Consider the following 26,310-nt stretch of genomic DNA (forward strand, 5'->3'; position numbering starts at 1 on the left):
TTCCATGTCCTTTCGCTCGGTTGACAATACTTATGTCATGAGTCATAAGTCAAGTGTTATGTCGCTGCGGGGTCGCTCATGAAGCGGGTTCGAAGAAAGACTCACAACGGGAGGTAGATATGAAATCCACTCTGAAGACACTTGTCCACACAACGGTTGCCGCTGCGGCCCTCCTCGGGCTTGCGGGCGCTGCCCATGCCGAATGGCCGGAGCGCGCCGTCACGGTGATCGTGCCGTGGTCCGCCGGCGGCGGAACCGACGCCACCGCGCGCGCCGTTGCCGCGGATCTGGAAGAAAAATTCGGCCAGCCCTTCAATGTCGTCAACCGCACCGGCGGCGGCGGTCTTGTCGGCCATTCGGCCATCGCCAACGCCAAGGCGGACGGCTACACGATCGGCGTCATCACCATTGAAAGCACGATGTACGAAACGCAGGGCCTGCCGGGCGTCAATCCGGACAGCTACGACTATATCGGCCGCTACAATGCCGACGCGATCGGCATCAACGTTCAGGCCGACGCCGGTTATGACGGCGTGCAGGCGCTGATCGACGACGTCAAGGCCAATCCCGGCAAGATCACCGCGTCGGGCGCGAACCGCGGCGGCCTGTCTCACCTTGCCTGGGCCGGGCTTCTCAACAAGCTCGACATTGCCCCGGACGCGAGCCCCTGGGTTGCCTCCGACGGATCTGCGCCCGCGCTGCAGCAGCTTGCCGCCGGCGCCATCGATGTGGTCTCCACATCCCCTGCGGAAGCCCGCTCGCTGGTCGAGGCCGGCGAAGTGGCGACGCTGGCTCTGATCGCCGACGAGCGCAGCCCGCTCTTCCCCGATATCCCGACCACGACCGAGGCGCTTGACGTCCAGTGGTCGCCGATGCCGTTCCGCGGCCTTGCGGGCCCTGCCGGCCTTCCGGCCGAAACGGTCGAGAAGCTCGAGGCAGCGCTTCAGGAAATCTGCGATGACCCGGATTTCCAGAAGTTCATGTCGTCGCGCGGCTTCTCGGTCGCCTATCAGGATTCCGCCACCTTCAAACAGACGGTTTACAACGACTATGAGGGCCTTGCCGAGACCATGAAGGTTCTGGGTCTGGCGAAGTAGCGCCGTCGGAGTGGACTGACATGAAAATCAGCGACCGGATTACCGGGCCCGCTTTGTCGCTCTTCGGAGCGGCCGTGATCGTGGGGGCGACAAGGCTCCCCACGGTTCCGGGCGTGCGCTTCGGTGCGGACCTCATGCCCATGCTGGTGGGCATCGGCTTTATCGGGCTCGGCATTGCCATCAGCATGGGCGCCTTCATCGCCGGCGGCGGGCAGAAACTCATCGACCTTTCCGAATGGCATGTGCCGATGCGCAAGAAACTGGCGGCCGTCTGGACGCTTGCCGGCCTCGTGCTCGGCATCTTCCTGTTCGAAACCGTGGGCTTTCCGCTCTACGCCTTCATCTACATGGCCGTATTGATGCTGCTGATGGGCGCGTCCTGGATGGTCACGGTAATCGTCAGCCCGACGGTCGTGCTTCTTCTCTATGTCGGCTTTTCAAAAGGCCTGCTGGTGCCGCTTCCCGCCGGCCTTCTGGGAGGGATATTGTCATGAGTGCCGATACGCTGCTTCAGGCTCTTTCGATCGTCTTCCAGGTGGATGTGCTGCTCGCCATCCTGCTCGGCGCTGTCTACGGGCTTTTCATCGGCGCGTTGCCGGGGCTGACGGCGACCATGTCGACCGCCCTTCTGGTGCCGGTCACCTTCTACATGGCGCCCGTGCCGGCGATCGCGTTGATCGTCTCATCGACGGCCATGGCGATCTCGGCCGGCGACATGCCGGGCACGCTCCTGCGCATTCCCGGAACACCGGCATCGGCCGCCTATACCGACGAATCCTATCAGATGACGCTGAAGGGCAAGGCGTCGACCGCGCTTTCCATCGGCTTCTTCTTTTCCGCCATGGGCGGCCTTGTCGGCGCCACCGTCCTGCTCGTCACCGGCCCGCTGCTGGCGAAGATCTCTCTCAATTTCTCCAGCTTCGAGTTCTTCTGGCTGGCCGTGCTCGGTCTTCTGACCTGCGCGCTGGTCTCGGGCAGCGATGCGGCGCGCGGCTTCACCTCGCTTCTGATCGGGTTGCTGATCTCCACGGTCGGGCTTGACATCACCACCGGCGCGCCACGCTTCGTCTTCGGACAGATGGAGCTGATGGGCGGGGTCTCCTTCATTCCCGTCATGATCGGCATGTTCGCCTTCTCCGAGATCCTGCGCGGCTTCACCACCGGCCAGACCGGCGGTGCGGAGATGCCGAAGCTTGGAAAGATCGTACCGTTTCAGGGCATATTCGGCCTGTTCCGCAAATATCCCTTCTCCTTCCTGCGCGGTGCCTCGCTCGGCACGGCCGTCGGCGCGCTGCCGGGCATCGGCGGCGATCTCGCCGCCTGGATAGCCTACGGCATGTCCAAGCGGTTCTCCAAGACGCCGGAGAAATACGGAACCGGTCATCCGGAGGGGCTGATCGAGTCGACCTCGTCGAACAATGCCGGGCTTTCCAGCGCCTGGATCCCGGCGCTCGTCTTCGGCATCCCGGGCGACGCCGTCACCGCCATTGCCGTCGGCGTCCTGTTCATGAAGGGCGTCAATCCGGGCCCGCGGCTGTTCGTCGAAAACCCGTCCATGCCGACCGCGATCATCCTTTGCTTCTTCGTTGCCAACCTGCTGCTGTTTCCGCTGGGTTACGTCGCGATCAAGCTTGCCCGCCACGTTCTTTCGGTCCCGCGCTCGGTGATCGTGCCGATCATTCTGGTGTGCTGCTTCCTCGGCTCCTATGCGGTGAACAACACGCTGTTCGGCGTTTGGGTCATGCTGATTGCAGGCGTCGTAGGCTATCTGATGGAACGCAACGGCTTTCCGATCGCCCCCGTCATTCTGGGGCTTGTTCTGGGGCCGGTGCTGGAACGCAACTTCATCATGTCGATGCAGATATCGGGCGGCGATCTTCTGGGCTTCTTCGAGCGCCCCATCGCCGCCTTCCTCGGCGTTGCCGTCTGCCTGATCCTGGTCGCGACCGCGCTTCGCTCGATCCTCTACTTCCGGCGCGGCGCGGCGGACGAAAAAGACGCGGTTCAAAACCCGCAATGAATTCAATCCGGCGGGTGCGCCGCCAATTCAAACTCTCCCCTTCTGAAAGGACGAAAAACCATGGACAAGATGTTCTCCGTTGAAGGTCGCATCATCGTCGTCACGGGCGGGCTGGGCCAGCTCGGCACCCAGTTTTCGAAGTCGCTGGCAGAGGCCGGCGCCAAGGTCGCCATCTACTCGCGCCGACCTTTCTCGAAGGCTCAGATCGCGGAAAAATTTCCCGGCCTTGAGGATCGGATCAAGGTCTATGAAGCCTCGGTCACCGACAAGGCGGCGCTTCAGGCCGCGACCGATCAGCTGATCGCCGACTGGGGCGTGCCGCATGTTCTCGTCAACAATGCCGGCATTGATTCCAAGCCCGACGGCGCGGCCGACCAGAACGCGCCTTTCGAGGACTACCCCCAGAAATACTGGGACGAGATCATCGACACCAATCTGACCGGTGTGATGCTGACCAGCCAGGTCGTCGGCACCAAGATGGCCGAGAAGGAACGCGGCTCGATCATCAATGTCGGCTCGATGTACGGCATGGTGTCGCCCAACCAGGCGCTTTATGCCTACCGGCTGGAGCGCGACGGCGTGCCCTTCGTCAAGGCCGTTTCCTATGCAGCTTCCAAGTCGGGCCTTTTGAACCTGACGCGCTATCTCGCAACCTATTGGGCGCCGAAGAAAGTCCGCTGCAATATCATCTCGTTTGGCGGCGTGAAGACCGGTTCCTACGACAAGGAATTCATCGATGCGTTTCTGGAGCGCGTGCCGCTCGGCCGCCAGGCCGAGGTCGACGAATATAACGGCGTGATCCGCTTCCTCGCCTCCGATGCCTCGTCCTACATGACCGGTTCGAACGTCGTCGTCGACGGCGGCTTCACGGCCTGGTAGGCGCACGATCTCTCCTTGTGATCGCGACAGGGCGGCTCCGTCGATGGGCCGCCCCGTTTCTTGTCGAAGCCGAAGGCAGGCCTATCCGAGTTCGAGACTGGTGACGGCGAAGACGCCGGCTATGTGCAGGGCAGGCGGGGTTCCGCGATACATCCGCGCGGTCTCGAAGCCGCGGACAAGGCCGGCAGCCTCCAGCCAGGCGATGAAGCCAAGCTGGATCAGCGGTACGTCGATATCGACCCGCTCGCTGCCGATATCGGCGACAAGCCCCGCCAGAAGCGCCTTCGCCGCCTGCGGCGTCTTGGCAAAGAGCGGGCCGATCTTCGAGCCGTCCCGACATTGTCGCGCAGCGCCATAGCCGAAGATCTCGCCGTCCTTCTCGATTAGTCGCGCGCTCGTCGCTGCCGCAAGCCAGGCGCCGAGAAAGGCCTTCCGGGGCGCGGGGAAGAAGGCCGCGTCGAAAGCGGCGATGCGTTCCAGGTCCGTGTCGCAGGCCTTGCGGGTTTCGGCATGGCCGGCGCAGTGCGCGGCATCGATCACGCCGCTCCAGCGCGCCGTGCCGTAATCGGCGGCAAAGCCCATCCGGGCGTAGTTCGGCTGTTGCTCCGGCACCCCGTCAAGCCCGATCGTGCGGCCCTCGAGATAGGCCATTGCGCGTTCCCAGACCAGCCGCCCATAACCTTTGCCGCGCATATCCTTTCGGGTGATGTAGAGGCCGACGAAGCCGAAACCGTCGCTGTAGGCAATGGCGGAAATGCCGGAGACCATGGTCCCCTCGACAAAACAGCCGAAGAATCCCGCGGGGTCTGCCGCCCGGAACGGAGCAGCATCGCCGAGCCCGGGGTTCCAGCCTTCGGCCGCCGCCCAGTCGAGAAGCGTTTCGATTTCGGCAAGGTCCAGGACGCGAATTTCGGGCTGCATGGCGGAAGTGTCCTGTTATGGCGCCCGTCGTTCTCGCACGCCGGGTTTCTGGCTGGAGCATACGACCGGCGCGAGGGCATGGAAAGCACGATTACGCTTGGCTCCGGGGGGCGGCCCGTGCGGCGCCACCGTTTCATTCGCCCCAACGTCGAACCAGATCGCTATCGATGCCGAGGAGATCGAGCGCGCGCGCCACCGTCTGGGTCACCATGTCATCGAGGTTTTTCGGCCTCGTGTAGAAGGCGGGCACCGGCGGCATGATGATCGCGCCGGCTTCCGTTGCCTGGGTCATGGCGCGCAAATGGCCGAGGTGGAGCGGCGTCTCGCGCACCATCAGCACCAGTCGTCGGCGATCCTTGAGCATGACATCTGCGGCGCGGCTCAGGAGCCCCGCCGTTACGCCCGTGGCGATCTCGGACAGGCTGCGGACCGAGCATGGGGCGACCAGCATCCCCATCGTGCGGAAGGAGCCGCTCGCAATCGCCGCGCCGATATCGTCGGGCGCATAGACGACGTCGGCCATCGCATGGACGTCGGCAACGCCAAGATCGCTTTCGTGGCCAAGCGTGACTTCCGCCGACGCCGTCATCACAAGGTGTGTCTCGATATTGAGCCCGCGCAGAATTTGCAGGGCGCGGAGCCCGTAGATGACGCCGGAGGCGCCGCTGATTCCGATGACAAGACGCTTTTGCTGGAGATTGTCCATATTGTCGGTCCTGAACAGGGCGACGACATGCCGCCATTGCCGCAGACCATAGCCGATCGGCGATGAGGCCAGAATGGCGTATGTCAGGACCTCGCCACATTTGGCAATTTGGCTGAGATAGGGTCGGCGCATCCCGATCACGCTTTTTTGAAGACGCCTCGCCCGGGCGGCGTGATAGCTCTTCGTCTTGGAGGTGTATTTCGGAGAGGGGTGCGCGCAAGCAGCAATATTTCAAGACTGGCCGAAATTGCATTCTTCAAATTGCGCGAATCCTGCCGTTTCCGTTCGATTCGGACGCATCGCGCTTTCAATCTCTGGTGTTCATATAGTATGCGGCGCTCCGCCTGCGGTGAAGCCGAAGGCTTTCCGGGGCCGCGATGCCAATTGGGTAGCGCTGTCAGCGAAGTCGTTGTTGTCAGACAACAATTTATGCTTTTTTTCGGGGAACCAAACGTGTTACGCGGACGTTTCAGCTAACGTTCATAAATGACCATTCAAAGTTGAGCGTCGCTTTCGGGCAGCCCGCCGAAGACATGATCGGGCTGCGATGCACGGGAGAAAAATGCCGGTTTGTCGCTCCTGGGAGTGCTTCGGCCAAGATCGGATTTGGTAGACGTTGAAGAATATCAGACTGTTTTCATGTTCATGCCATCATGAGCTCAGGTTCGGGACCAAGACCTGTTCCTACTGCTTCAGGCCCACCCCTTTCTACAACCGCAAACCATTCTGGATTGTACTTGTGCTGGTGGTCCTGGTCGTGCTGCTGGGCATGATCGGAGTCGATTTCGACCAGCTGCTGTTGCCGTCTTCCGACGTCGCGGATTCCGGTTCCTGAGCGTAGTCTCCGCGGCGGCCTTGCCGTCAGGGCAGCAGGCCGCGTCCGCGCAGCATGGCATCCGGGCTCGGCATCTTGCCCCTGAAGGCGCGATAGGCTTCCCCGGCGCGAACCGATCCGCCCCGCGACAGGATTGTCGTCCTCAGACGTTCGGCCTGTTGCGGATCAAACACGTCGCCCGTCTCATCGAAGGCCTCGAAAGCGTCGGCGTCGAGCACTTCCGACCACATGTAGGAATAGTAGCCGGCCGCATAGCCGTCTCCGGCGAAGATATGCAGGAAGTGCGGTATGGCATGGCGCATGGCGATCGCCTTCGGCATGCCGATGGCGTTCAGCACGCCGTCCTGGAAGGCGACAGGGTCCACCGGCGGCGTTGCTGCCGTATGCAGATGCATGTCGACAAGCGCGCAGGCGGTGTATTCCACGGTCGAGAAGGCCTGATTGAAGTTTGCCGCCTTGAGCACCTTCTCCATCAGGGCGTCAGGCATGGCCTCGCCGGTGCGGTGGTGAAGTGCGTAGGCGCGCAGGATGTCGGGCACGGTCAGCCAGTGCTCGTAGAGCTGCGAGGGCAGTTCCACGAAATCCCGGTCGACGCCCGTGCCTGAGACGGACGGATAGGTCACGTCGGACAGCATGCCGTGAAGCGCGTGGCCGAACTCGTGAAACAGCGTGTGCGCGTCATCGAGCGACAGAAGCGCCGGCTTGCCTTCGGCCGGCTTGGCAAAATTGCAGACATTGATGACGATCGGCAATTCGCCCTTGCTGCCGTTCGGCAGCGTCAGCTTGTGCTGGCTTTGCAGGGCGTTCATCCAGGCCCCGGAACGCTTGGTCGCGCGGTTGAAATAGTCGCCGAGGAAGATGGCGAAGGCCTCATCCTTGTCGTCGCGGATCTCGTAGACGCGGACATCGGGGTGATAGGCGACGATATCCGGGCGGTGGACAGCGTTGATGCCGAACAGCCGTCCGGCCACCGCGAAACAGGCTTCGAGAATCTTCTCCAGCTGCAGATAGGGTTTCACCTCGCTCTCGGAGAAGGCGAATTTCCGGGTCCTGAGCTTTTCGGCGTAATAGCGCCAGTCCCAGGCCTCGATATCGTGGTTTTCTCCCTCCTCGGCGACCAGCGCCTGAAGTTCCTTCTCGTCTTCGCCCGCAGCCTCCACGGCCTTTTCCCAGACATCCATCAAGAGCGTGTCCACCGCGTCCGCCGTCTTCGCCATGGTGTTGTCGAGCTTCAGGGCTGCGAAGTTCTCGTACCCGAGCAGCTTCGCCTTTTCGGCCCTCAGCGCCAGCGTCTCCTTCATCACGTCGCGGTTGTCATGTTCGCCGCCCGACAGGCCGCGCGCGGACCAGGCGCGGAAGGCCTTTTCGCGCAGGTCCCGGCGCGACGACAGGGTGAGGAAAGGCTCCACGATCGAACGTGACAACGTCACCGCATGGGCTTCGGGCCGTCCGCGCTCGGCAGCAGCGCCCGCCATGGCGTCGGTCAGGAAATCGGGAAGGCCGGCAAGCTCATCTTCCCCGGTGAGGAACATGACCCATTCGCTCTCGTCGGCGAGCACGTTCTGGCCGAACTGCGTTCCGAGCTCGGCGAGGCGTCCATTGATTGCGGCAAGTCGTTGCTGTTCGTTGCCGCCAAGCTGCGCGCCGCTGCGCACGAGCCCTTTCCAGTGGCGCTCAAGCACGATTGTCTGTTCCTCGCTCAGGCCAAGCGACTGCCGCTCCTGCCAGAGCGCGTCGATGCGGGAGAACAGCGCCTTGTTGGCGCCGATCTTCGAATAATGCGCGGAAAGCTTCGGCGCGATCGCGCGCTCCAGCGCCTGGATCGCCGGGTTGGTATCGGCGCCGGCGCGGGTGAAGAAGATAGCCGCCACCCGCGACAGCGCGTCGCCGGCGACTTCCAGGGCTTCCACCGTATTGACGAAGCTTGGCGCTTCGGAATTTCCAGCAATCGCGTCGATCTCGGCGAGATGGTCGGCCATGGCCCGCTCGAAGGCGGGCGCGAAGTCCTCGTCCGATATCCGGTCGAAATGGGGCAGGCCCAGAGCCCCGTCCCAGGTCGTCAGTGCCGGATTGCGTTCTTTTGCGTCTGCCATTGCCGTCATTCCCGTTCTCATGCCTGTCCGCAAGCGCGGTTTTTCGATGTGTGAGCCATCGCCGGGCTTCTGACAAGAGGCTGTCTGGCTGCGACGGAAAAAAGCAGGGCTTGATGATTGCCAGACAAGATAGTAAGCAAAGCTTATTAAATTGCAATTGCCGGATTTTCGATGGATAGCGAGATCAGCGCCGACCGCCTTGGCTTCCTCCTGACGGATGTCGCACGCCTGTTCCGCGCCGCGTTCGAGCGCAGGATCGGCGCCGCGGGCCTTGGCGTCACACCGGGCGAGGCGCGCGCGCTTTCGCGCATTGCCGCGCGCAAGGGCGCCAGGCAAAGCGAGATCGCCGAGGAACTCGGTATCGAGCCGATGACGCTCTCGCGCTACCTTGATCGGTTGGAAAAGGCGGGGCTGATCGAAAGGCGTTCCGATCCAAGCGACGGCCGGGCGAAATGCATTCACACCACCAGGCGCGCGGGCGCGGTTTTATCCGCGATCCGGCGCCACTCCGATGAACTGATCGAAGAGGTTGAGGCGGGCCTTTCCGACCAAGAGAAACAGATGCTGCGAACCGCGCTGAAGATCATGCGCGGCAATTTCTCGCAGCGCTTGCAGGAATGACCATGACCGACGGAATGACCCAGCCGGCGCCCACGATGAGCGAGCGACGCTCAAGCCTGATCGGCGCGATGATGACCATGCTCGGTCCGTTCTCGCTCGCCATCTATACCCCCGCCATGCCGACGCTCGCCATCGCCTTCGACACGACGGATGCGGCGATCAAGCTGTCGCTGTCCGTCTTCTTCGGCGGATTTGCCTTCGCGATGCTTGTCGCCGGGCCGCTTGCCGATGCCTTCGGGCGCAGAAAGACGGCGATCGGGTTTCTGATGGTCTACATGATCGGCAGTCTCCTTGCCGTCTTCGCCTGGGATGTGAACACGCTTCTCCTCGGACGGCTGGTCCAGGGGATCGGAGCCTCGGCCGGGCTGACGGTCGGGCGCGCCATTGTCCGCGACCAGTTTACCGGCGAGCCCGCGGCCCGCATCATGAACATGATCGGCATCGTGCTCGCCGTGGGGCCGGCAATCGCACCCACGATCGGAGGCCTCATCCTGTCCGTCTTCGACTGGAAGGCGATATTCCTGACAATGGCGGGTTTCGGCGCGGTCAGCACCGCCGTCCTCGTCACCATGATGTCCGAAACCGTTGTGCCCGATCGAAAGAAGGCGCGGCCGCTGCCATTGCTGAAGGCCTATGGCCGGCTTCTGGCAAGCGGGCGGTTCATGGCCGCATCGCTTCTGATTGCCTCCTCGGCCGGCACGCTTTACGCGCTGGCCTCGATCCTGCCTTTCGTACTGATCAAGGTCGCCGGCCTCACGCCGTCGCAATACGGCATGGGCATGCTGCTGCAGACCGGATCCTATTTCGTCGGTTCTGTGGTGTTTCGCTTTGCTCTTGGCCGGTTTTCGTCCCGTTCCCTGGTCAGGGTCGGGCTGCTCTTCATCGCTCTCGGGGCTTCCTCTATCGCTCTTTCCGTCGAATTCCTGCCGATCAGCTACCTTTCGGTCATGCTTCCGGTCGCAAGCTTCGCCTTCGGCATCGCCTTCGTCATGCCCTACACGATGAACGCCGCGCTGCTGCCGTTCCCGGCAATCGCCGGCTCGGCCTCCGCGCTGATGGGCTTCATGCAGATGGGCGCAGGCCTTGTCACCGGCATCATTGCAGCGGCGATCGGCTCGCCCGTTTTCGCCATTCAGGTCGTCGTCCCGACAATGGGCGCGATTGCGGTCTTGAGCTATGTCTCGCTCTGTTTCGCCGAACGCCCGCATCTTGCGGTCACACACGAAGCCGCGGAGGATGACATCCAAGCCTCCGAACCGCTTGCCTGACATCCGAAAGGCCCATCGCGGCACACTGCCGAACGGACGCGACATCTTTCAAGAAGAAAAGCGGAGCCGATGGCCCCGCTTTTCTCCAGATCCAGGCGTCTGATCGCGAGATCAGCCGTTGTCGCGCTTGGCAAGGGTCCTGAGGCGCAGCGCGTTCAGCTTGATGAAGCCGGCAGCGTCCTTCTGGTCGTAGGCGCCGTGGTCGTCCTCGAAGGTGACGAGCGATTCGGAATAGAGCGACTTGTCGCTTTCGCGGCCGGTGACGATGACATTGCCCTTGTAGAGCTTCAGCGTCACTTCGCCTTCCACATGTTCCTGGCTCTTGTCGATGGCGGCCTGCAGCATGTAGCGTTCAGGCGAGAACCAGAATCCGTAATAGATCAGCTCCGCATATTTCGGCATCAGCTCGTCCTTGAGGTGCGCGGCGCCCCGGTCAAGCGTGATGGACTCCATGGCGCGATGCGCTGCGAGCAGAATGGTGCCGCCGGGCGTTTCGTAAACGCCGCGCGACTTCATGCCGACAAAGCGGTTCTCGACCAGGTCAAGACGGCCGATTCCGTTGTCGCGGCCATAATCATTGAGTTTTGCGAGCAGTGTTGCCGGGCTCAGCCTTTCGCCGTTGATGGAGACGGCATCGCCCTTCTCGAAACCGATCTTGATGATGGTCGCCTTGTCGGGGGCAGCTTCCGGCGAGACGGTGCGCATATGCACATATTCCGGCGCCTCGATGGCCGGATCTTCCAGCACGCGGCCTTCCGAGGAGGAGTGGAGCAGGTTGGCGTCGACGGAGAAGGGCGCTTCGCCGCGCTTGTTCTTGGCAATCTGGATCTGGTGCCGTTCGGCAAATTCCAGAAGGTCGGTGCGGCTCTTGAAGGTCCAGTCGCGCCAGGGCGCGATGATCTTGATGTCGGGGTTCAGCGCGTAGGCCGAAAGCTCGAAACGGACCTGGTCATTGCCCTTTCCGGTCGCGCCGTGGGCGATCGCGTCGGCGCCGGTTTCCCTTGCGATCTCGATCAGGCGCTTGGAAATCAGCGGCCGGGCGATCGAGGTGCCGAGCAGGTAGACGCCTTCATAGACGGCGTTGGCGCGGAACATCGGGAAGACGAAGTCGCGGACGAATTCCTCGCGCACATCCTCAATGAAGATTTCCTTCACGCCGGCCTGCTCGGCCTTCAGGCGGGCAGGCTCCAGTTCCTCGCCCTGGCCGAGATCGGCGGTGAAGGTCACGACTTCAGCGCCGAATTCCGTCTGGAGCCATTTGAGGATGATCGAGGTGTCGAGGCCGCCGGAATAGGCGAGCACGACCTTCTTGACGTCTTTGTGCGTTGCCATTGTCTTAATCAAGTCCATCTGCTGTTTGGCATGTTTCGAGCCGTTTTAGCGGCTTTGCCGCGCCACGCAAGGAAAACCCGTGCGGGACATGACTTTCCGTCCTCCCTCGGGCCAATTTGCAGATTGACAGGGCAGTGCAACTCGAAAACAGTCGGTCAAGGACATGCGCGTGCTTCGCCGAAGCCTGCATGCGCGAATGAAAAGGGCCGGGTGTTTCCGCGAGGCGACCTTGGCCCGGCGGCGGCAAAGACCGTCTGACGACAATGGGAGGAAGGCCATGAGCCAGAAGAAAGCGTTGCATCCTGCTCTTGAGGAGGGCAATTCCGCCGTCATCACCGGCGGCGCCTCGGGCATCGGTTTTGCCGCTGCCAAGGCCTTCATCGGCCTCGGCATGAATGTGATGATCGCCGACATGAAGAGCGAGAAGCTGAAGGCAGCGGGCGCGGAACTGGCGGCCCTCGCCGAGAAGAAGGGCGTGAAGGCGCTGGCGCAGGCCGCCGATGTCTCCGACCTTTCGGCCCTGGAAGAACTCGAATGCGCCGCCGTCCAGGCCTTCGGCAAGGTGCACGTGCTGATGAACAATGCCGGCATCCAGCCGGCGACCGATATTCTCGGCAAGCAGATGCCCTGGGACCGGATCATCGACGTCAATCTTCTGGGTGTGATCAACGGCACGCGCATCTTCACGCCCGGCATGATCGCCCATGGCGAACCGGCGCTGATCATCAATACCGGCTCAAAACAGGGCATCACCACGCCACCCGGCAACCCGGCCTATAATGTCTCGAAAGCCGGCGTGAAGGCCTTCACCGAAGCGCTGCAGCATGATCTGAGGAACCGGGAGAACTGCAAGGTCGAGGCCCGTCTCCTGATCCCGGGCTTCGTCTTCACCCCGCTGACGGCGGGCGGCCGCACGGAAAAGCCGGAGGGGGCATGGACGCCGGAGCAGACGGTCGATTTCATGCTGCAGCGTCTAGCGGCCGGCGATTTCTACATTCTCTGCCCGGACGGCGAGGTTGACCGCGAGACGGACGAAAAACGGATGATGTGGGCGATGGGCGATATCGTCGAGAACCGTCCGCCGCTGTCGCGCTGGCATCCCGATTACTACCACGCCTTCATCGATTTTCTGTCGGGCACGCCGAAGAACCTGAAAGACTGAGACCGTGGCAATTGACGAGGAACTGGCGGCGCGGCTGCGCCACCGGCTGGAGGGCCTTGAAGGCGTGAGCGAGAAGAAGATGTTCGGCGGGCTCTGCTTCCTCGTCAACGGCCACATGGTCGCCGCCGCAAGCCGCAGCAAGGCCGGCGAGAGGCGCTTTCTCTTTCGCGTCGGAAAAGGCAATGCCGAGGCCGCCGCGCGTCTGGGCCATCCGCAGCCGATGGTTCATGGCGGCCGGAAGATGACCGGCTTCTACTATCTCGATGCCGACGACTGTCCGGATCCGGTGTTCGACGAATGGGTGTCGATCGCGCTGGAGAATGCCTTTTCACTGCCGCCGAAACCGTAGGACGTCTTCGGTGGACTGTGTGTGTCCGGAGCGAGGCTTGTCTTCGCCGTCCCCGCCGACCATATTGCCGCCATCGCTGACGCCAATCGCCGACAGGAGGCTCTCCCCATGTATACCGGCATCGTCCAGGCCGTCCGTCCGCTTGCGGATATCGCCGCCTATCCGGGCGGCAAGACCTTCACCGTTGCCTTTACTGACAGGCTGCTGGTCGATCTGAAGCTCGGCGCCAGCGTCAATATCGAGGGCACCTGCCTTTCGGTCACCGGGATTGACGGCGGGAACGTCACCTTCGATGCGATGAACGCGACGCTGGAGCGCACCAATCTTGGGAACCTTGAGGCGGGTCAGTCTGTCAATGTCGAGCGCTCGGCGAAAATGACGGACGAGAACGGCGGGCACGCGATCGCCGGCCACGTGGCGACCACGGCGGTTCTGGAAGAGATTTCGACGGCCGAGGAAAAGGCCTTCATCCGCTTCCGCGTGCCGCAGGACTGGGCGAAATACATCTTTCCGCGCGGCTACCTGGCGGTCAATGGCTGCAGCCTGACCGTTGCCGACGTGGAGGACAACCTGTTCACGATCAACTTGATTCCCGAGACGTTGCGACAGACGACCTTTTCCCGCTACAGGCCGGGCGACCGCCTCAACATCGAGGTCGACCATCAGACGATGGTGATGGTGGACGTGATCGAACGCACGATGGCGCGGGTGCTGCCGGGCCTTGCCGGCAAGGCCTGAGCAGCAAAAAGCCCGGCGCAAGGACCGGGCTTTCGCATTCCGTCAAGGACTGAACCTTATTTCGTGGCGCCTTCGTAGAGTTCCAGGACATAGTCCCAGTTGATGAGGCTGTCGACGAAGGCTTCCAGATATTTCGGGCGCGCGTTGCGGTAGTCGATGTAGTAGGAATGCTCCCACACGTCGACGCCGAGGATCGGCTTCGCGCCATGAACGACCGGGTTTTCGCCGTTCGGGGTCTTCATGATCTCGAGCTTGCCGTCCTTGACGGCGAGCCACGCCCAGCCTGAACCGAACTGGCCGACGCCTGCGGCGATGAAATCGGCCTTGAACTTGTCATAGCCGCCGAGATCGGACGAGATCGCGCTTTCGAGCGCGCCCGGCAGCTTGGTGCCGCCGCCGTCCTTCTTCATCCACTTCCAGAAATGCATGTGGTTGAAGTGCTGTGCGGCGTTGTTGAAGAGCGGCTGGTTGGAACCGTATGCCTTGACCATCACTTCTTCCACCGGAAGATTGCCGAGACCGGCTTCTTCCGCCAGCTTGTTGCCGGTGGTCACATAGGTGTTGTGGTGCTTGTCATGGTGAAATTCAAGCGTCTCGGCCGACATGTAGGGGGCGAGCGCGTCGTAGGCGTAAGGCAGTTCCGGAAGTTCAAAAGCCATGTCTGGTACTCCTCTTTGTAATAAATTGACGCTTGCGAGTTACATAGTAAGCCCTTTGGAGAAGGGCAACCGGTAAGCCAGGAAATATCCCGGCGCGCTACCGGAAAGAAAGGGCGCTCGGATGCGTTCCGGTACGCCCTTTCCCGTGGGCCGGCCCCTCGGGAGGCCTATCCTATCCCTCCGGCAGTTTGTAGGCGAGGATGTAGTCGCCCGTCTCTGTGCCGACAGAGCCGTGACCGCCGGCCACGATCAGCACATATTGCGTGCCGTCGGAGGTCTCGTAGGTCATCGGCGTCGCCTGCCCGCCGGCGGGAAGGCGGGCTTCCCAGAGCTGTTTTCCGGTCGTCAGGTCATAGCCGCGGAGGTAGTTGTCCATAGCAGCACCGAGGAAGGCGACGCCGCCCTTGGTGATGATCGGGCCGCCAATGCCGGGCACCCCCATCCTGATCTTCAGACCGAGCGGGTTCATGTCCTGGATCGTGCCGTTCTTGTGTTTCCAGACGATTTCGCCGGTCGTCAGATCCGCGCCGGCGACATAACCCCATGGCGGCGCCTGGCAGGGCACGCCAAGCGGGCCGAGCAGCGTGGAGAAGGCGACGGCATAGGGCGAGCCATTGTTGGAGTTGATGCCCTGTGTCGGCGCGCCCGGCTCCGTTTTCGGCACCAGCGTGGAGGTGTAGGCCATGTAGACCGGCATGGCGAACATCACCTGACGCTCCGGGTCGACGGCGACAGACCCCCAGTTCAGCGTGCCGAAATTACCGGGATAGACAATCGTGCCGTTGAGCGACGGCGGCGTGTAGCGGCCCTCGTAGTTGTACTGCTTCAGCTTGATCCGGCAGGCGAGCTGGTCGAGCAGCGAGGCGCCCCACATATCCTTGCCCGTCAATTTCGGCGGGTTGAAGGAAAGGGCGGAGACAGGCTGGGTCGGCGACAGGTTCTCGCCTTCAAGACCGCCTTCCTGGGGAGCTGCAACTTCGGTCACCGGCAGGATCGGCTCGCCGGTCTCGCGGTTCAGCACGAAAACCTCGCCCTGCTTGGTCGGCATCACCAGCGCCGGCACGGTCTCTCCGTCAATGGTGAGATCGAGAAGCGGCGGCTGGGCCGGCGCATCCATGTCCCACAGATCGTGGTGGACGCCCTGGAACACCCAGACCGGCTCGCCGGTCTCGACATCGAGCGCAGTCACCGAAGAGGAGTATTTCTCTTCCGAGGGCGAGCGGTTGAGGCCGATCTGGTCGGGAACGCGATTGCCGAAGGGCACATAAACCAGGCCCAGATCGCTGTCGCCGGACATCACCGTCCAGCTGTTCGGCGAATTCTTCGTATAGGTCTCGTCCGGGCCGAGCGGTTCGGTCTTGTCCGGATTGCCGGTGTCGAAATTCCAGATCAGTTCGCCGGTGTCGATGTCATAGGCGCGGATCACGCCGGACGGGCTCTGGGTGGAGTAATTGTCGTTGACCGCCCCGCCGACGATGATCTTGCCGGCAATGGCGAGCGGCGCCGAGGTGGAATAATAGTACCCTTGAGTCTTGTAGGGCATGTTTGTTTCAAGATGCAGCGTGCCGTTTTCGGCGAAATCCTCGCAGATCGTGCCGTCCGCGGCATTGAGCGCGATCAGGCGGGCATCCGCCGTCGGCAGGTAGACGCGGTTCTTGCAACGCTCGCCCTCGGCAATGTCCGGATCGGCGAAGTAGGTAACACCGCGGCAGGTCTGGTGCTGGCGGTTGCCGTCAACCGGCACTTGCGGATCGAACTTCCACCTCTGTTCACCCGTTTTGGCATCAAAGGCCATCGCCCAGCTATGCGGCGTGCAGACATAGAGCGTATCGTCCACCATCAGCGGCGTATTCTCGTAGGTGGTCTCGACAACGTCGTTCGGCCCCTTCATGTCCCCCGTCTGGATCTGCCAGGCAAGCTCAAGGTCGCCGACGTTCTCCGTCGTGATCTGGTCGAGCGGCGAATAGCGCTGACCGCGTTCGGAACGGCCATAGGCATGCCATTCATCGGCGGGAACACGTTCGGTGACGGAAGCATCGGCGTTGCGAACACCCGGCAGCGAACCGTTGACCGCGTGCGGATCGGTAAAGAGCGACACCGCCGCCACGATGATCGACAGCGTCACCGCGCCGGCCAGCGGCCAGGCGCCCGCGCGGGCTGCGGGTCTCTGTTCGGGAAAACCATATTCGTCGCGCAGGATCGGCCGGCGAACCCATGGCACGAGCATCCAGAGGCCGAGAAGCACGACCAGCCCGCCGCGCGCGCCAAGCTGCCACCAGTCAAGTCCGACCTCGAGCAGCGCCCAGGCGAGGGTGACGAGAATGGTGACCCCGTAAACCCAGTAGGCAAGGGGGTTGCGCGCGAAAATGAGAAAAGACGTCGCCAGAAAGGCGGCGCCGGCAATCAGATAAAACCAGCTGCCGCCAAGGACGATCAGCCAGATTCCGCCGCCGCCCAGATAAAGGCCGATCAGCGCGAAAATCAATGATGTGAGCACGATCATGATGGAAAATCTCCTGAAACTGGAGCTCTTTCCGGGCGATCTGGTTGAAATGAATAGGTAAAGCTTCGCAAAAAAAACAGGTCCCCAACGATCTCCCGGCGATACACGAACAATCGCCGGTGATCCGCCGGCGCTGCCTGTTCGCAAAACGGGGCGCGCGCGCTATTGTTCCGGACTGTTTTTGCGGAAGGTCACCGGCGATGCCGCATTGACGCGCCCGGCCGCGCGCTCCACGCGCTCGATATCCGATTGAAAACGCAGGGTTTCCTGCGCTCGCGCCAAGGTCATCGTCGTGAACTTCTCCGACATTTCGGCAAAGCCGGCCATTTCCTCGTGGCTGAGCGCGCGACACGCGTGCAGAAGGTGGATGACCACTTCGGCCATGCCTGCGCCGTCCCGCGCCATGGCGGTGAATGCGGCGTCGAAGAACTCCTCCGCCGTTATCGTCGGCATATGGATATGCGGATAGCGCGGCTCCCGGTCTTCATCCGGCCTTTCGCCCGCCTGCATGATGCGTACCAGATGCGTGACCACGTCGATTGCCGTGCCGGGATCGTTCACGGCGGGCGAAAGGGCGCGCAGCGCGATCTGCGACATCACCGTGACGCCGTAGAGCGGATCCTGCGTGTAGTTTCGTTCATGACCGATGGTGAAGGCCCGGGCGGCCTCGTTGACCATGCTCTCGTCCGCGACATCGGCGTCCTGCGGCAGCCGGATGCCGGCGATATGGCGACCGGGGGCCACGAATGCGCCCGGACGTTCCAGCACGTAGATATCGGCATCGAGCTTGCGCGCGACCGCATCCAGGGCGGCGATGTCGATGAAACGCAGATAGCCCGTCTCGGGCGGGTCGATCATCTGCAGGCCGCCCGGCATGTGACCGTCGAAACGTCTTCCGCCGAGAAAAGGCTCGGCGCGGTAGTTGCGCATCGAGGTGATTGCCTGATCCTCGACCTGCTCGATGGTGCGGCTGATCTTGCCGAGGCGGCCGAGATAGTTGATCCAGCGCAGCAATATGCCGATGATCAGAACGATGACGGCAAGCGTTGCGATGAACAGCACAAGCCGTCCGCCGGCGCCATAGAGATTGGTATTGAGCGCGATCAGGCCGACGAGGCTGAAAATGAAGGAGCCGAGAAAGGTCGAGAGCGCGGCCTGCGCGGTGCGGTCTTCCAGAAGCGTGCCGACGGCGCGCGGCGTGGCGCTGCTGGCAGCCGCCGAGGAGGCCTGAACCACGGTGTTGAGCGAAAAGATCAGCACCGTAAGCATGCTCGAGGCGATGATCGACAGGAGCGAGCCGACCGAATCGGCGCCGATCGTCCGGCCGAGCCCTTCGGGAATATAGGGGTTCAGGAGAACGCCGACCAGCGCCGTTGCAATTCCCGCAAGGCAGTAGATCGCGGCGACAAACCACAATTGCCGCATCACTTGGGACAGGACCCATAACCGCCGGGACAGTTGAAGTTTCATGGCGCTCTTTCTGTCTGGGCGGCTTTGGCCCGGCCCGTCTGGAGCCGGTCGACGGCGCCTTCAAGCCCGTCGGTATTGATCAACGATTTCGGCTTCGGCGCGAAGGACTTCGGCTTCTTCATCGCGGCCGTGAGCGGCAAGTATGTCGGCTGCCTGCCGGCGCTCGCCAGCCTCCCTTTCCAGCAGGGCCCCCAAGCTCTTTGAGGTTAACTCGCCGCGCGCCGTTTCGGTTCCGTTCGAGCCAAAGGCACGTTGCGTGTAAGGCTCTCCGGCATTCTCGAGCTTGACGGCCTGCGCATTGTCGATCGCGGCGATCAGGGAACGGGTCACGCCCACGGTCAGGCTGTCGCGCGTCTGCATCGCGGCCTTCAGGTCGTCACGAAGCCGTGCCCGGAATTGACCGGCTATATCTGTCAGATGGCCCGTCATCCTGCCGTTTGCCCGTGCCTGAAATCCTTGATTGACAGGTCATTACAGCAATGCCGGCCGCCCGGCAACCAGAACGCCGGCCGTCGTTGTCAGGGTCCCTGTTTCAGCCCTCGGCCTTGCCCGAAACCTTGAGCGCGAAGGCATATTCGAGCGCGATTTCCTCCAGCCGCTGGAAGCGCCCGGACGCGCCGCCATGGCCGGCATCCATATTGGTGCGCAGCAGGATCGGGTTTTCGGCTGTGGTAAAGTCGCGCAGCCGCGCCACCCACTTTGCCGGTTCCCAATAGGTCACCCGCGGATCGGTCAGACCTGCAAGCGCCAGAATGGCGGGGTAGGGCTTTGCAGCCACATTGTCGTAGGGGCTGTAGCTGGCGATGTAGTCGTAGGCCGCTTCAGAGGCGATCGGGTTGCCCCATTCCGGCCATTCGGGCGGCGTCAGCGGCAGCGTGTCGTCCAGCATGGTGGTGAGCACGTCGACGAAGGGCACGGCGGCGATGATGCCGGAGAATTTTTCCGGCGCCATGTTTGCGACCGCTCCCATCAGCATGCCGCCGGCCGATCCGCCCTCGGCAACGATCTTGCCGTAGGACGTGAAGTGCTCCGCCACCAGCGCATCGGCGGCCGCGACGAAATCGGAGAAGGTGTTCTTCTTGGAGAACATCTTGCCGTTTTCGTACCATGCAAAGCCCTTGTCCTTGCCGCCGCGAATATGGGCGATGGCATAGATGAAGCCGCGGTCGACCAGCGACAGGCAATTGGTGGAAAAGGATGCCGGAATGGAAATGCCGTATGCGCCGTAACCGTAAAGCAGGCAGGGGGCGGAGCCGTCGAGCGGCGTATCCTTGCGGTAGACGAGGCTGACCGGCACCAGTTCGCCGTCTGCCGCCTTTGCCTGAATGCGGCGGGTCACGTAGTCGTCCGGATTGTGGCCGGAGGGCACTTCCTGGGTCTTCAAGAGTGTGCGTTCGCGCGTCGCCATATTGTAGTCATAGAGCTGGCTCGGCGTGGTCATCGAGGAATAGGAAAAGCGGATCGTATCCGTATCGTACTCCTGCGCGCCCTGAAGACCGAGCGCATAGGCTTCCTCGTCAAAGGCGATGGCGTGTTCCTCGCCGGTTTTGCGATCGCGGATGACGATGCGCGGCAAGCCGCCGAGGCGTTCGAGCCGCACCAGATGGTTTTCAAAGGCCATATGGGAGAGGATCAGCCGGCCTTCCTGATGCGGCACGATCTCCTTCCAGTTTTCCTTGGCCGGAGCGGAAACGGGCGCTTCTACGATCTTGAAATCCTTGGCGCCGCCGTCATTGGTCAGGATGAAGAACACGTCGCCGCCCTCGGTGACGTCGTACTCCACCATGGTCTCGCGCTTTGCGACTATCTGCGGCGCGGCATCCAGCGCGTTGGTCGGGATGATGTGGACTTCCGATGTCTGGTGGTCATGGACATCGATGAAGATGAAATCATCGAGCAAGGACCCGCCGATGCCGACGAAAAAGCCCGGATCGGCTTCCTCATAGACAAGCCGGTCCTCGCTTTGCGCCGTGCCGACGACATGGTGATAGACCTTGGAGGGGCGATGGTTCTCATCCACTTCCGTGTAGAAAAAGCTCTTGCCGTCCGGCGCCCAGACGCCGCTGCCGCCGGTGTTCTCGATCACGTCTTCAAGGTCTTTGCCGCCGGCAAGGTCGCGCACCTTGATGGTGTAAAATTCCGATCCCTTGTCGTCAAAGCTCCACAGCGCGCGAGTGTGGTCGGTGGTGTGGAAGAAGCCGCCGAGATCGAAATAGGCCTTGCCTTCGCCCTCCCGGTCGCCGTCCAGAAGAACCGCGCGCAGGTCCGGATCATGCAAGTCGCCGTCGCGCGGGATACGGAAGAAATAAGGCTGCTCTCCGCCTGTGCGGTAGGCAGTGCCATAAGCGTAGGCGCCATCCTTCATCGGCACGGAGCTGTCGTCTTCCTTGATGCGCCCGCGCATTTCCGCAAACAGCGTCTTCTGAAACGCTTCCGTGTCGGCCATCGCGGCTTTCATATAGGCGTTTTCAGCCTCCAGATGAGCGCGGATATCGGCCTCGAGAATGGATGGGTCCTTGAACATCGCCTGCCAGTTTGCAGCGCGCAGCCAGGCATAGTCATCGGCGCGGGTCTTGCCGTGGCGGGTGTCGGTCACGGGCTTGGCTTTGGCTTTCGGCGGGGCGGGGAGGTTCTTGAACGCGGTCACGATGGCGGGCCTTGTTGTTGTCAGGTCGCCGGAACATAAGGCTGCCGCCACGCGACATCAAGCAGATGGCCGAAGACTTGCTTCCGGCGGCCGGATTGTGCATATGAAGGGTAATAATGTTACATGTCAGTCGGGAGAGCAAACGTGTTCAGGACCGTTCTTGTGGCCGCATTCGTGGTTATGGCAGGCTCTCAGGCCTTGGCGCTCAACAAGCGCATCGCCGCTGAACTTGAGCGCCTCGAGCCCGAGGAGGAGCTGGAGCAGCGTTGCGACGTCGAGGCGCTTTCACGCATCGATGCCGCCCGCGACGACATGACGCCGGACAAGGTGATCGCCTATACTTTCGCGACGCCCGAGGTGAAGGGACACACGATCGATGCCGACGGCGCCGTCTTTCGCTCTCACGAGCACTGGTATCACCTGCGCTATCATTGCGTAACCGATGCCAGCGCGCTGAACGTCACGGCCTTCAGCTTCGAGATCGGCACGGAAATTCCGCGCTCCGAATGGGAACGGAACTATCTCTACCCATGAGAAGAAGCGGCCGGCGGGGTCATTCCGCGCGGCCGCGTTCAAGGCTCAGTCGAAGGTGACGGCCTTCAGCTTGTCGATCTTCAGCGCCTGTAGCGCGAGCTTTTCGTAAAACGGTTCGCTGACGCCCGTCCTCACCTTGCGCAGGAAGTATTTCTCGAAGCCGACCTTCGCCGCATGCACCCAGCGGCCTTCCGAGGCCCAGTTGACGTTGCGCGGCGGAATTTGCGGCTGGGCCACGAAGGCGACGCCTCCGTCTCCGAAGTCGGCCAGGCAAACGGCGTTCCATGTGGCCTGGACATTGGGTTTTTCGCCGGCGATCAGGCGGGCGATATTGCCGACCGTGGCGGTCGCCATCGATTCGATCATGAAGCCTGTCTTCGGCACGCCGACGGGAACGGCGGTCTTGCCTGTCGGCGCGATCGCGACGCAGACGCCAATGGCGAAGATGTTTTGAAAGGTCGGATTCTGCTGGTGCTTGTCGATGATGACGAAGCCGCGCGGATTGGTCAGCCCCTCGATGCCGCGAATGGCCGACACGCCGCGGAAGGCCGGAAGCATCATCTTGAACGTCGCCGGCAGTTCGTGACGTTCCTTGACCGCGCCGTCCTCTCCGATCTCTTCGGCCACGACGCTTTCTTCGGTCATGTGATCGACGCGGGCATTGGTGATCCACTTGATGTGGCGTGCGCGCAGCTCGCTTTCCATCAGGCCCTTGGTGTCGCCAACCCCGTCGAGGCCGAGATGGCCGATATAGGGTTCAGGCGTGACGAAGGTCATCGGCACCCGGTCGCGCACCCTGGCATCGCGCAGCGCCTTGTCGAGGATGAAGGCGAATTCATAGGCCGGGCCGAAGCATGATGCGCCCTGAACGGCGCCGATGACGACCGGTCCCGGGTTTTCGACAAGCGCGTCAAAGGCGGACTTTGCCTCTCCCGCATGGCCGGTCTCGCACACTGACTGTGAAAAGCCCGTGCCGGGACCGAATCCCTCGATCTCGTCAAAGGCGAGTTCCGGACCGGTGGCGATCACCAGATAATCATAATCGACCATGCTGCCATCGGTCAGTTCCACCCGGTTTTCCGCCGCGTGGAGTTTCGCCGCGCCCTCGGGCCTCAGCGTGATGTTGCGTTTGGCGAAAACCGGGGCCAGGTCGACCTGGACGTCCTCCTCGGTGCGCCAGCCGACAGCCACCCAGGGGTTTGAGGGAACGAACGAATAGACGGATCCCTTGTTGATGACGGTGACCGAATGTTCGCGGCCGAGCTTCTCGCGCAATTCATAGGCGACGATGGTGCCTCCAAGGCCTGCGCCCAATACTACGATATGTGCCATGTTTTCCTCCCTTAAAGATCAGGTCCGGCGAAGCGGAAACGGGCCAGGCCCGGACCTCCGGTCACCGCCGCTCCCGGTCAGTGCCAATTGACTTATAGATATGTATTTCTATGAAGATACGCAATAGCGTATATTTCAGTCGCACCGTTCGATGATCTGCGCTATAAAACTAACAATTATCAAATCTGAAATTGACCTTGATCAATGCGGAAGGCGACCGGCGGCGCGACTGTCGGGTCAACAGCCAGTAGACCCGGGTCGCCAGTCATGCTCTTGAAAGGCGAGTACCCTCTCAATCACGGGGGGAACCGGGAAAGGAGGAAACAATGTTCAAGAAAATCATCGTACCGGTCGACATTTCCGTGCTCGACAGGGGACTCGACATTCTGACCAAGGCCAGCGAATTGCTGGATCCGGCCGGCGAGATCGTTCTGCTCCACGTGGTCGAGGAAATCCCGTCCTATCTGGCGATCGATGTGCCGGTGGATCTGATGGACAGCGCCGTTGACGATGCGCGCGACAAGCTGCAGGAACTGAGGTCCCGCGCCAAGGTGGATGCCGAGATCGAGTTGCGCACCGGCCCGCCGGCGCGTGAAATCCTGGCTTCGGCCAAGGCCCACAAGGCCGACCTCATTCTGGTGGCCTCCCATCGGCCCGATTTCTCGAATTACCTCATCGGCTCGACGGCCGACCGCGTGGTTCGCCACGCCGCTTGCTCCGTTCTCGTTCGCCGCTGACGTTTGAGAACGCCCGACGGCAACAAGGGAGGAAAACATGGACGCGATGCGCTACAAGGCCCTGTTGGAGGGGCGCAAGGCCGAGATACTGACCCGGCTTCAGAAAATCGATACCGACCTCGGCCGGACCCGCAACCCGGACAGTCAGGACCGGGCGATGGAAGCCGAAAACGACGAGGTGCTCGAGGAGTTCGGCCATGTCGGCTCGGACGAGATCAAGGCGATCGATGCTGCATTGCAGCGCGTTGCGGATGGCACGTTCGGCGTCTGCGTGAAATGCGGCGACGCGATTGCCGAGGAAAGGCTGGAAGCCGTGCCCTTCACGCCTTTCTGCAAGACCTGCGCGGCCGATCTTCACTGAAGCCTGGCGCTGCACCGGATGAAGACCGGCGGAAGGTTGCATTGCAATGCGGCCTTTCGCCGGTCGCATTTTGGCGTTAGTCTTGCGGCAAACGGGTTCGCCGGGACCTGTTCCCCATCCTCGTTTGTTGATGATGAAACGCCGGAGACGATTTTCCGAATGAAGCAGTTCGCGCGCCGCGGCAGCCCTTACGACCTTGCCGAACTGATTGCCGACGGCATCGTCCACGGCGTCGGCGTGGTGATGGCGCTTGTCGGCGCCACGGTGCTGATCTTCTACGCCGCGGTGTGGACGAGCGCGGCCCAGATCGCCGCCGCCGCCGTCTATTCCGCCGGGCTGGTGCTGACGCTGTCGATCTCGTTTTCCTACAATCTCTGGCCGCCCAGGGCCGGGCGCAGCAAGGCAATCTGGAAGCGGCTCGATCACAGTTCGATCTTCATCCTGATCGCCGCGACCTACACGCCCTTTCTCCAGCGCGGCATGGGCGATCCGCTGATCATGGCGCTGTTCGTCGGCGTCTGGATCATTGCCGCGCTCGGCATCGCGCTCAAGATGGCCTGGCCCGGCCGTTATGACCGTCTGGCGATCCTGCTCTACCTCGCCATGGGCTGGAGCGGGATCCTCGTCGCGCGGCCGCTTTTCCCGCTGCTGCCGCTTGCGACAAGCATTCTGATCGTCATCGGCGGGGTGATCTATTCCGCCGGCGTGCTTTTCCATGTGTGGGAGAAGCTCAGGTTCCAGAACGCGATCTGGCACGGATTTGTCGTTGCCGCCGCCGCCGTGCATTATGCGGCGGTGCTGACCTGTTTCAGCCTTGCAGGCTGACGCCGGCAGACGGCGGAACCCAAACGACCGGTCGCGGCTTTGGCAACGAGACCGGCGAAAAGCATCAGGGAGAGAGACATGCATATTGTGAAAGCTCTGGCGGTGACGGCTCTGTTGTCCGCATCGCCCGCTCTGGCGGATGAGGAAGTGGTTTATTCCAACGATCTCGTGACTGAATGCGTGAGCCTTGCCGGGACCGAGGCGGACATGCGGGTCTGCGCGGGCGTTTCCGCCGAGGCCTGCCAGAACGCCTCCGACTACGGATCGACCACGATCGGCCTGCAGGAATGCGCGGCGCTTGAAACCAAATTCTGGGATGAATGGCTGAACCGGACCTATCGCGAACTGCTCGCCCGGGCCAAGGCGGCCGATGCAGAGGCCGAGAACGATCCGCGCGCCAATGGCGAACTCGCCGAAAGTCTTCGCGACATGCAAAGGATCTGGATCAATTTTCGCGATGCGACCTGCGAATACGAGGCCAACCAGTATCAGGGCGGCACGATCGCCGGACCGGTCTATGCCGGCTGCCTGCTGCAGATGACCGCGGATCAGGCGATCTATCTGGACAATTCCTGGCCGACCTATTGAGCGAGGCTGCAATCTTGACCGCTCGCGTGAAGGAACGCCGACAATAGCGCTTTCCGGCCCCGGAGCGTCAGGTTTTGCCGATCAACGTATAATTGTCGTATGATCCTGATGAAATCGGAACAGATGGATCAGGAGGATTTCATGCGCCTGACGGCCTTTCTTGCCTTTTCGGTGCTGCTCCTTGCACCCGGCGCTCATGCGGAGGATATCATCTATTCCGATGCGGCGACCGCACAATGCCTCGCCAAGGCCAGTTCGGTTGATGCGGGAGAAAAATGCATCGGCCTTTCGACGGAAAAGTGCATCAACGCCAATGATTTCGGACAGACATCCGCCGGCATGGTGAGCTGCACGGCGCACGAGACGGCCTTCTGGGACAAGCAGCTGAACGCGATCTACGAGAACGTCATGAAACAGGCGAAGAAGCTCGACGAAGGGGTCTCCGGTTCGTCGATCGCCGAAGCGCTGCTCGTAATGGAACGCGACTGGATAAAATATCGCGATGCGCGATGCGCCTTCGTCGAAAGTCAGACCCAGGGCGGGGCGATGGGCAAGACGCTTGCCGCCGGCTGCAGGCAGCAGACCACCGCCGATCAGGCGCTCTTCCTCAAATATGCGATGATCGCCGAATAG

At 62.1% G+C, this 26,310-nt stretch carries 25 protein-coding genes; 15 read left to right on the top strand and 10 right to left on the bottom strand.

Annotated elements, in window-relative coordinates:
• The first annotated feature begins 119 nt into the window (after nucleotides 1–119).
• The 4 genes from AZF01_RS03580 to AZF01_RS03595 are packed head-to-tail and all read left to right on the top strand — an operon-like array spanning nucleotide 120 to nucleotide 3,996.
• Nucleotides 120–1,097 (top strand): tripartite tricarboxylate transporter substrate binding protein, encoded by a 978-nt coding sequence (locus tag AZF01_RS03580; protein WP_024709650.1) that lies wholly within the window; start codon nucleotides 120–122, stop codon nucleotides 1,095–1,097.
• Nucleotides 1,098–1,117: 20 nt separating this feature from the next.
• On the top strand, nucleotides 1,118–1,591 hold the full coding sequence (locus AZF01_RS03585) for a tripartite tricarboxylate transporter TctB family protein (RefSeq protein ID WP_081725868.1): 474 nt from the start codon (nucleotides 1,118–1,120) through the stop codon (nucleotides 1,589–1,591).
• A complete protein-coding gene (locus AZF01_RS03590; RefSeq protein WP_024709648.1) occupies nucleotides 1,588–3,117 on the top strand; it encodes a tripartite tricarboxylate transporter permease in 1,530 nt (509 codons plus the stop codon). Before AZF01_RS03585 ends, AZF01_RS03590 begins: the two co-directional genes overlap by 4 nt.
• A gap of 60 nt (nucleotides 3,118–3,177) precedes the next feature.
• Nucleotides 3,178–3,996 carry an SDR family oxidoreductase gene (locus tag AZF01_RS03595; RefSeq protein ID WP_024709647.1) on the top strand — a complete coding sequence of 273 codons (819 nt, stop codon included), beginning with the start codon at nucleotides 3,178–3,180 and terminating at the stop codon, nucleotides 3,994–3,996.
• 81 nt (nucleotides 3,997–4,077) lie between these two features.
• On the opposite strand, the gene AZF01_RS03600 is transcribed toward AZF01_RS03595, so the two are convergent.
• The 3 genes from AZF01_RS03600 to AZF01_RS03610 form a co-directional block, all read right to left on the bottom strand.
• Complete coding sequence (locus AZF01_RS03600) at nucleotides 4,078–4,917, bottom strand: GNAT family N-acetyltransferase (protein ID WP_024709646.1); 840 nt, start codon at nucleotides 4,915–4,917, stop codon at nucleotides 4,078–4,080.
• 133 nt (nucleotides 4,918–5,050) lie between these two features.
• Nucleotides 5,051–5,623: a UbiX family flavin prenyltransferase gene (locus tag AZF01_RS03605; protein ID WP_024709645.1), complete on the bottom strand. Its 573-nt coding sequence runs from the start codon at nucleotides 5,621–5,623 to the stop codon at nucleotides 5,051–5,053.
• Between the two features lie 861 nt (nucleotides 5,624–6,484).
• Complete coding sequence (locus AZF01_RS03610; protein ID WP_036238083.1) at nucleotides 6,485–8,551, bottom strand: M3 family metallopeptidase; 2,067 nt, start codon at nucleotides 8,549–8,551, stop codon at nucleotides 6,485–6,487.
• Nucleotides 8,552–8,722: 171 nt separating this feature from the next.
• Here AZF01_RS03610 and AZF01_RS03615 point away from each other — a divergent pair, with 171 nt between their 5' ends.
• Together AZF01_RS03615 and AZF01_RS03620 are read left to right on the top strand one after the other, a co-directional pair.
• A complete protein-coding gene (locus tag AZF01_RS03615) occupies nucleotides 8,723–9,172 on the top strand; it encodes a MarR family winged helix-turn-helix transcriptional regulator (RefSeq protein WP_024709642.1) in 450 nt (149 codons plus the stop codon).
• A 2-nt stretch (nucleotides 9,173–9,174) separates the two neighbouring features.
• Complete coding sequence (locus tag AZF01_RS03620) at nucleotides 9,175–10,440, top strand: multidrug effflux MFS transporter (protein ID WP_244435604.1); 1,266 nt, start codon at nucleotides 9,175–9,177, stop codon at nucleotides 10,438–10,440.
• A 111-nt stretch (nucleotides 10,441–10,551) separates the two neighbouring features.
• Here the strand turns inward: AZF01_RS03620 and AZF01_RS03625 are convergent, their stop codons facing one another.
• Nucleotides 10,552–11,772 (bottom strand): argininosuccinate synthase, encoded by a 1,221-nt coding sequence (locus tag AZF01_RS03625; protein WP_024709640.1) that lies wholly within the window; start codon nucleotides 11,770–11,772, stop codon nucleotides 10,552–10,554.
• 277 nt (nucleotides 11,773–12,049) lie between these two features.
• Here AZF01_RS03625 and AZF01_RS03630 point away from each other — a divergent pair, with 277 nt between their 5' ends.
• The 3 genes from AZF01_RS03630 (at nucleotide 12,050) to AZF01_RS03640 (ending at nucleotide 14,021) form a co-directional block, all read left to right on the top strand.
• Nucleotides 12,050–12,934 (top strand): SDR family oxidoreductase, encoded by an 885-nt coding sequence (locus AZF01_RS03630; protein ID WP_036238080.1) that lies wholly within the window; start codon nucleotides 12,050–12,052, stop codon nucleotides 12,932–12,934.
• Between the two features lie 4 nt (nucleotides 12,935–12,938).
• On the top strand, nucleotides 12,939–13,283 hold the full coding sequence (locus AZF01_RS03635) for a TfoX/Sxy family protein (RefSeq protein WP_024709638.1): 345 nt from the start codon (nucleotides 12,939–12,941) through the stop codon (nucleotides 13,281–13,283).
• Nucleotides 13,284–13,391: 108 nt separating this feature from the next.
• On the top strand, nucleotides 13,392–14,021 hold the full coding sequence (locus AZF01_RS03640; RefSeq protein ID WP_024709637.1) for a riboflavin synthase: 630 nt from the start codon (nucleotides 13,392–13,394) through the stop codon (nucleotides 14,019–14,021).
• Nucleotides 14,022–14,077: 56 nt separating this feature from the next.
• On the opposite strand, the gene AZF01_RS03645 is transcribed toward AZF01_RS03640, so the two are convergent.
• From AZF01_RS03645 to AZF01_RS03665, 5 genes are all read right to left on the bottom strand, one after another.
• The gene (locus AZF01_RS03645; protein ID WP_024709636.1) at nucleotides 14,078–14,680 is read right to left on the bottom strand and encodes a superoxide dismutase; all 603 of its coding nucleotides are present in this window, start codon (nucleotides 14,678–14,680) and stop codon (nucleotides 14,078–14,080) included.
• Nucleotides 14,681–14,852: 172 nt separating this feature from the next.
• Nucleotides 14,853–17,186, bottom strand: a complete 2,334-nt coding sequence (locus AZF01_RS03650) for a glucose/quinate/shikimate family membrane-bound PQQ-dependent dehydrogenase (RefSeq protein ID WP_024709635.1) — start codon at nucleotides 17,184–17,186, stop codon at nucleotides 14,853–14,855.
• 159 nt (nucleotides 17,187–17,345) lie between these two features.
• Nucleotides 17,346–18,653, bottom strand: a complete 1,308-nt coding sequence (locus AZF01_RS03655; RefSeq protein ID WP_082781086.1) for a DUF2254 domain-containing protein — start codon at nucleotides 18,651–18,653, stop codon at nucleotides 17,346–17,348.
• Nucleotides 18,654–18,713: 60 nt separating this feature from the next.
• Entirely contained in the window at nucleotides 18,714–19,082 is a 369-nt protein-coding gene (locus tag AZF01_RS03660) for a GatB/YqeY domain-containing protein (RefSeq protein WP_024709797.1), read from the bottom strand.
• 103 nt (nucleotides 19,083–19,185) lie between these two features.
• A complete protein-coding gene (locus tag AZF01_RS03665; protein ID WP_024709796.1) occupies nucleotides 19,186–21,300 on the bottom strand; it encodes a S9 family peptidase in 2,115 nt (704 codons plus the stop codon).
• Between the two features lie 144 nt (nucleotides 21,301–21,444).
• Between AZF01_RS03665 and AZF01_RS03670 the strand changes: the two genes are divergently transcribed.
• The gene (locus AZF01_RS03670; RefSeq protein ID WP_024709795.1) at nucleotides 21,445–21,834 is read left to right on the top strand and encodes a DUF930 domain-containing protein; all 390 of its coding nucleotides are present in this window, start codon (nucleotides 21,445–21,447) and stop codon (nucleotides 21,832–21,834) included.
• 45 nt (nucleotides 21,835–21,879) lie between these two features.
• Here AZF01_RS03670 and AZF01_RS03675 read toward each other — a convergent pair whose 3' ends face one another.
• Nucleotides 21,880–23,166 carry an NAD(P)/FAD-dependent oxidoreductase gene (locus AZF01_RS03675; RefSeq protein ID WP_024709794.1) on the bottom strand — a complete coding sequence of 429 codons (1,287 nt, stop codon included), beginning with the start codon at nucleotides 23,164–23,166 and terminating at the stop codon, nucleotides 21,880–21,882.
• Nucleotides 23,167–23,492: 326 nt separating this feature from the next.
• Here AZF01_RS03675 and AZF01_RS03680 point away from each other — a divergent pair, with 326 nt between their 5' ends.
• The 5 genes from AZF01_RS03680 to AZF01_RS03700 all read left to right on the top strand — a co-directional run bounded on the left by AZF01_RS03680 (nucleotide 23,493) and on the right by AZF01_RS03700 (nucleotide 26,310).
• Nucleotides 23,493–23,903, top strand: coding sequence for a universal stress protein (locus AZF01_RS03680; protein ID WP_024709793.1), 411 nt, complete (start codon nucleotides 23,493–23,495; stop codon nucleotides 23,901–23,903).
• 37 nt (nucleotides 23,904–23,940) lie between these two features.
• Nucleotides 23,941–24,264 carry a TraR/DksA C4-type zinc finger protein gene (locus AZF01_RS03685; RefSeq protein ID WP_024709792.1) on the top strand — a complete coding sequence of 108 codons (324 nt, stop codon included), beginning with the start codon at nucleotides 23,941–23,943 and terminating at the stop codon, nucleotides 24,262–24,264.
• A 159-nt stretch (nucleotides 24,265–24,423) separates the two neighbouring features.
• Entirely contained in the window at nucleotides 24,424–25,089 is a 666-nt protein-coding gene (locus tag AZF01_RS03690) for a hemolysin III family protein (RefSeq protein WP_024709791.1), read from the top strand.
• Nucleotides 25,090–25,167: 78 nt separating this feature from the next.
• On the top strand, nucleotides 25,168–25,677 hold the full coding sequence (locus tag AZF01_RS03695; protein ID WP_051424156.1) for a lysozyme inhibitor LprI family protein: 510 nt from the start codon (nucleotides 25,168–25,170) through the stop codon (nucleotides 25,675–25,677).
• 99 nt (nucleotides 25,678–25,776) lie between these two features.
• On the top strand, nucleotides 25,777–26,310 hold the full coding sequence (locus tag AZF01_RS03700) for a lysozyme inhibitor LprI family protein (protein ID WP_024709789.1): 534 nt from the start codon (nucleotides 25,777–25,779) through the stop codon (nucleotides 26,308–26,310).

Origin of the sequence: Martelella sp. AD-3 (assembly GCF_001578105.1) — a bacterium.
Classification (GTDB): domain Bacteria; phylum Pseudomonadota; class Alphaproteobacteria; order Rhizobiales; family Rhizobiaceae; genus Martelella.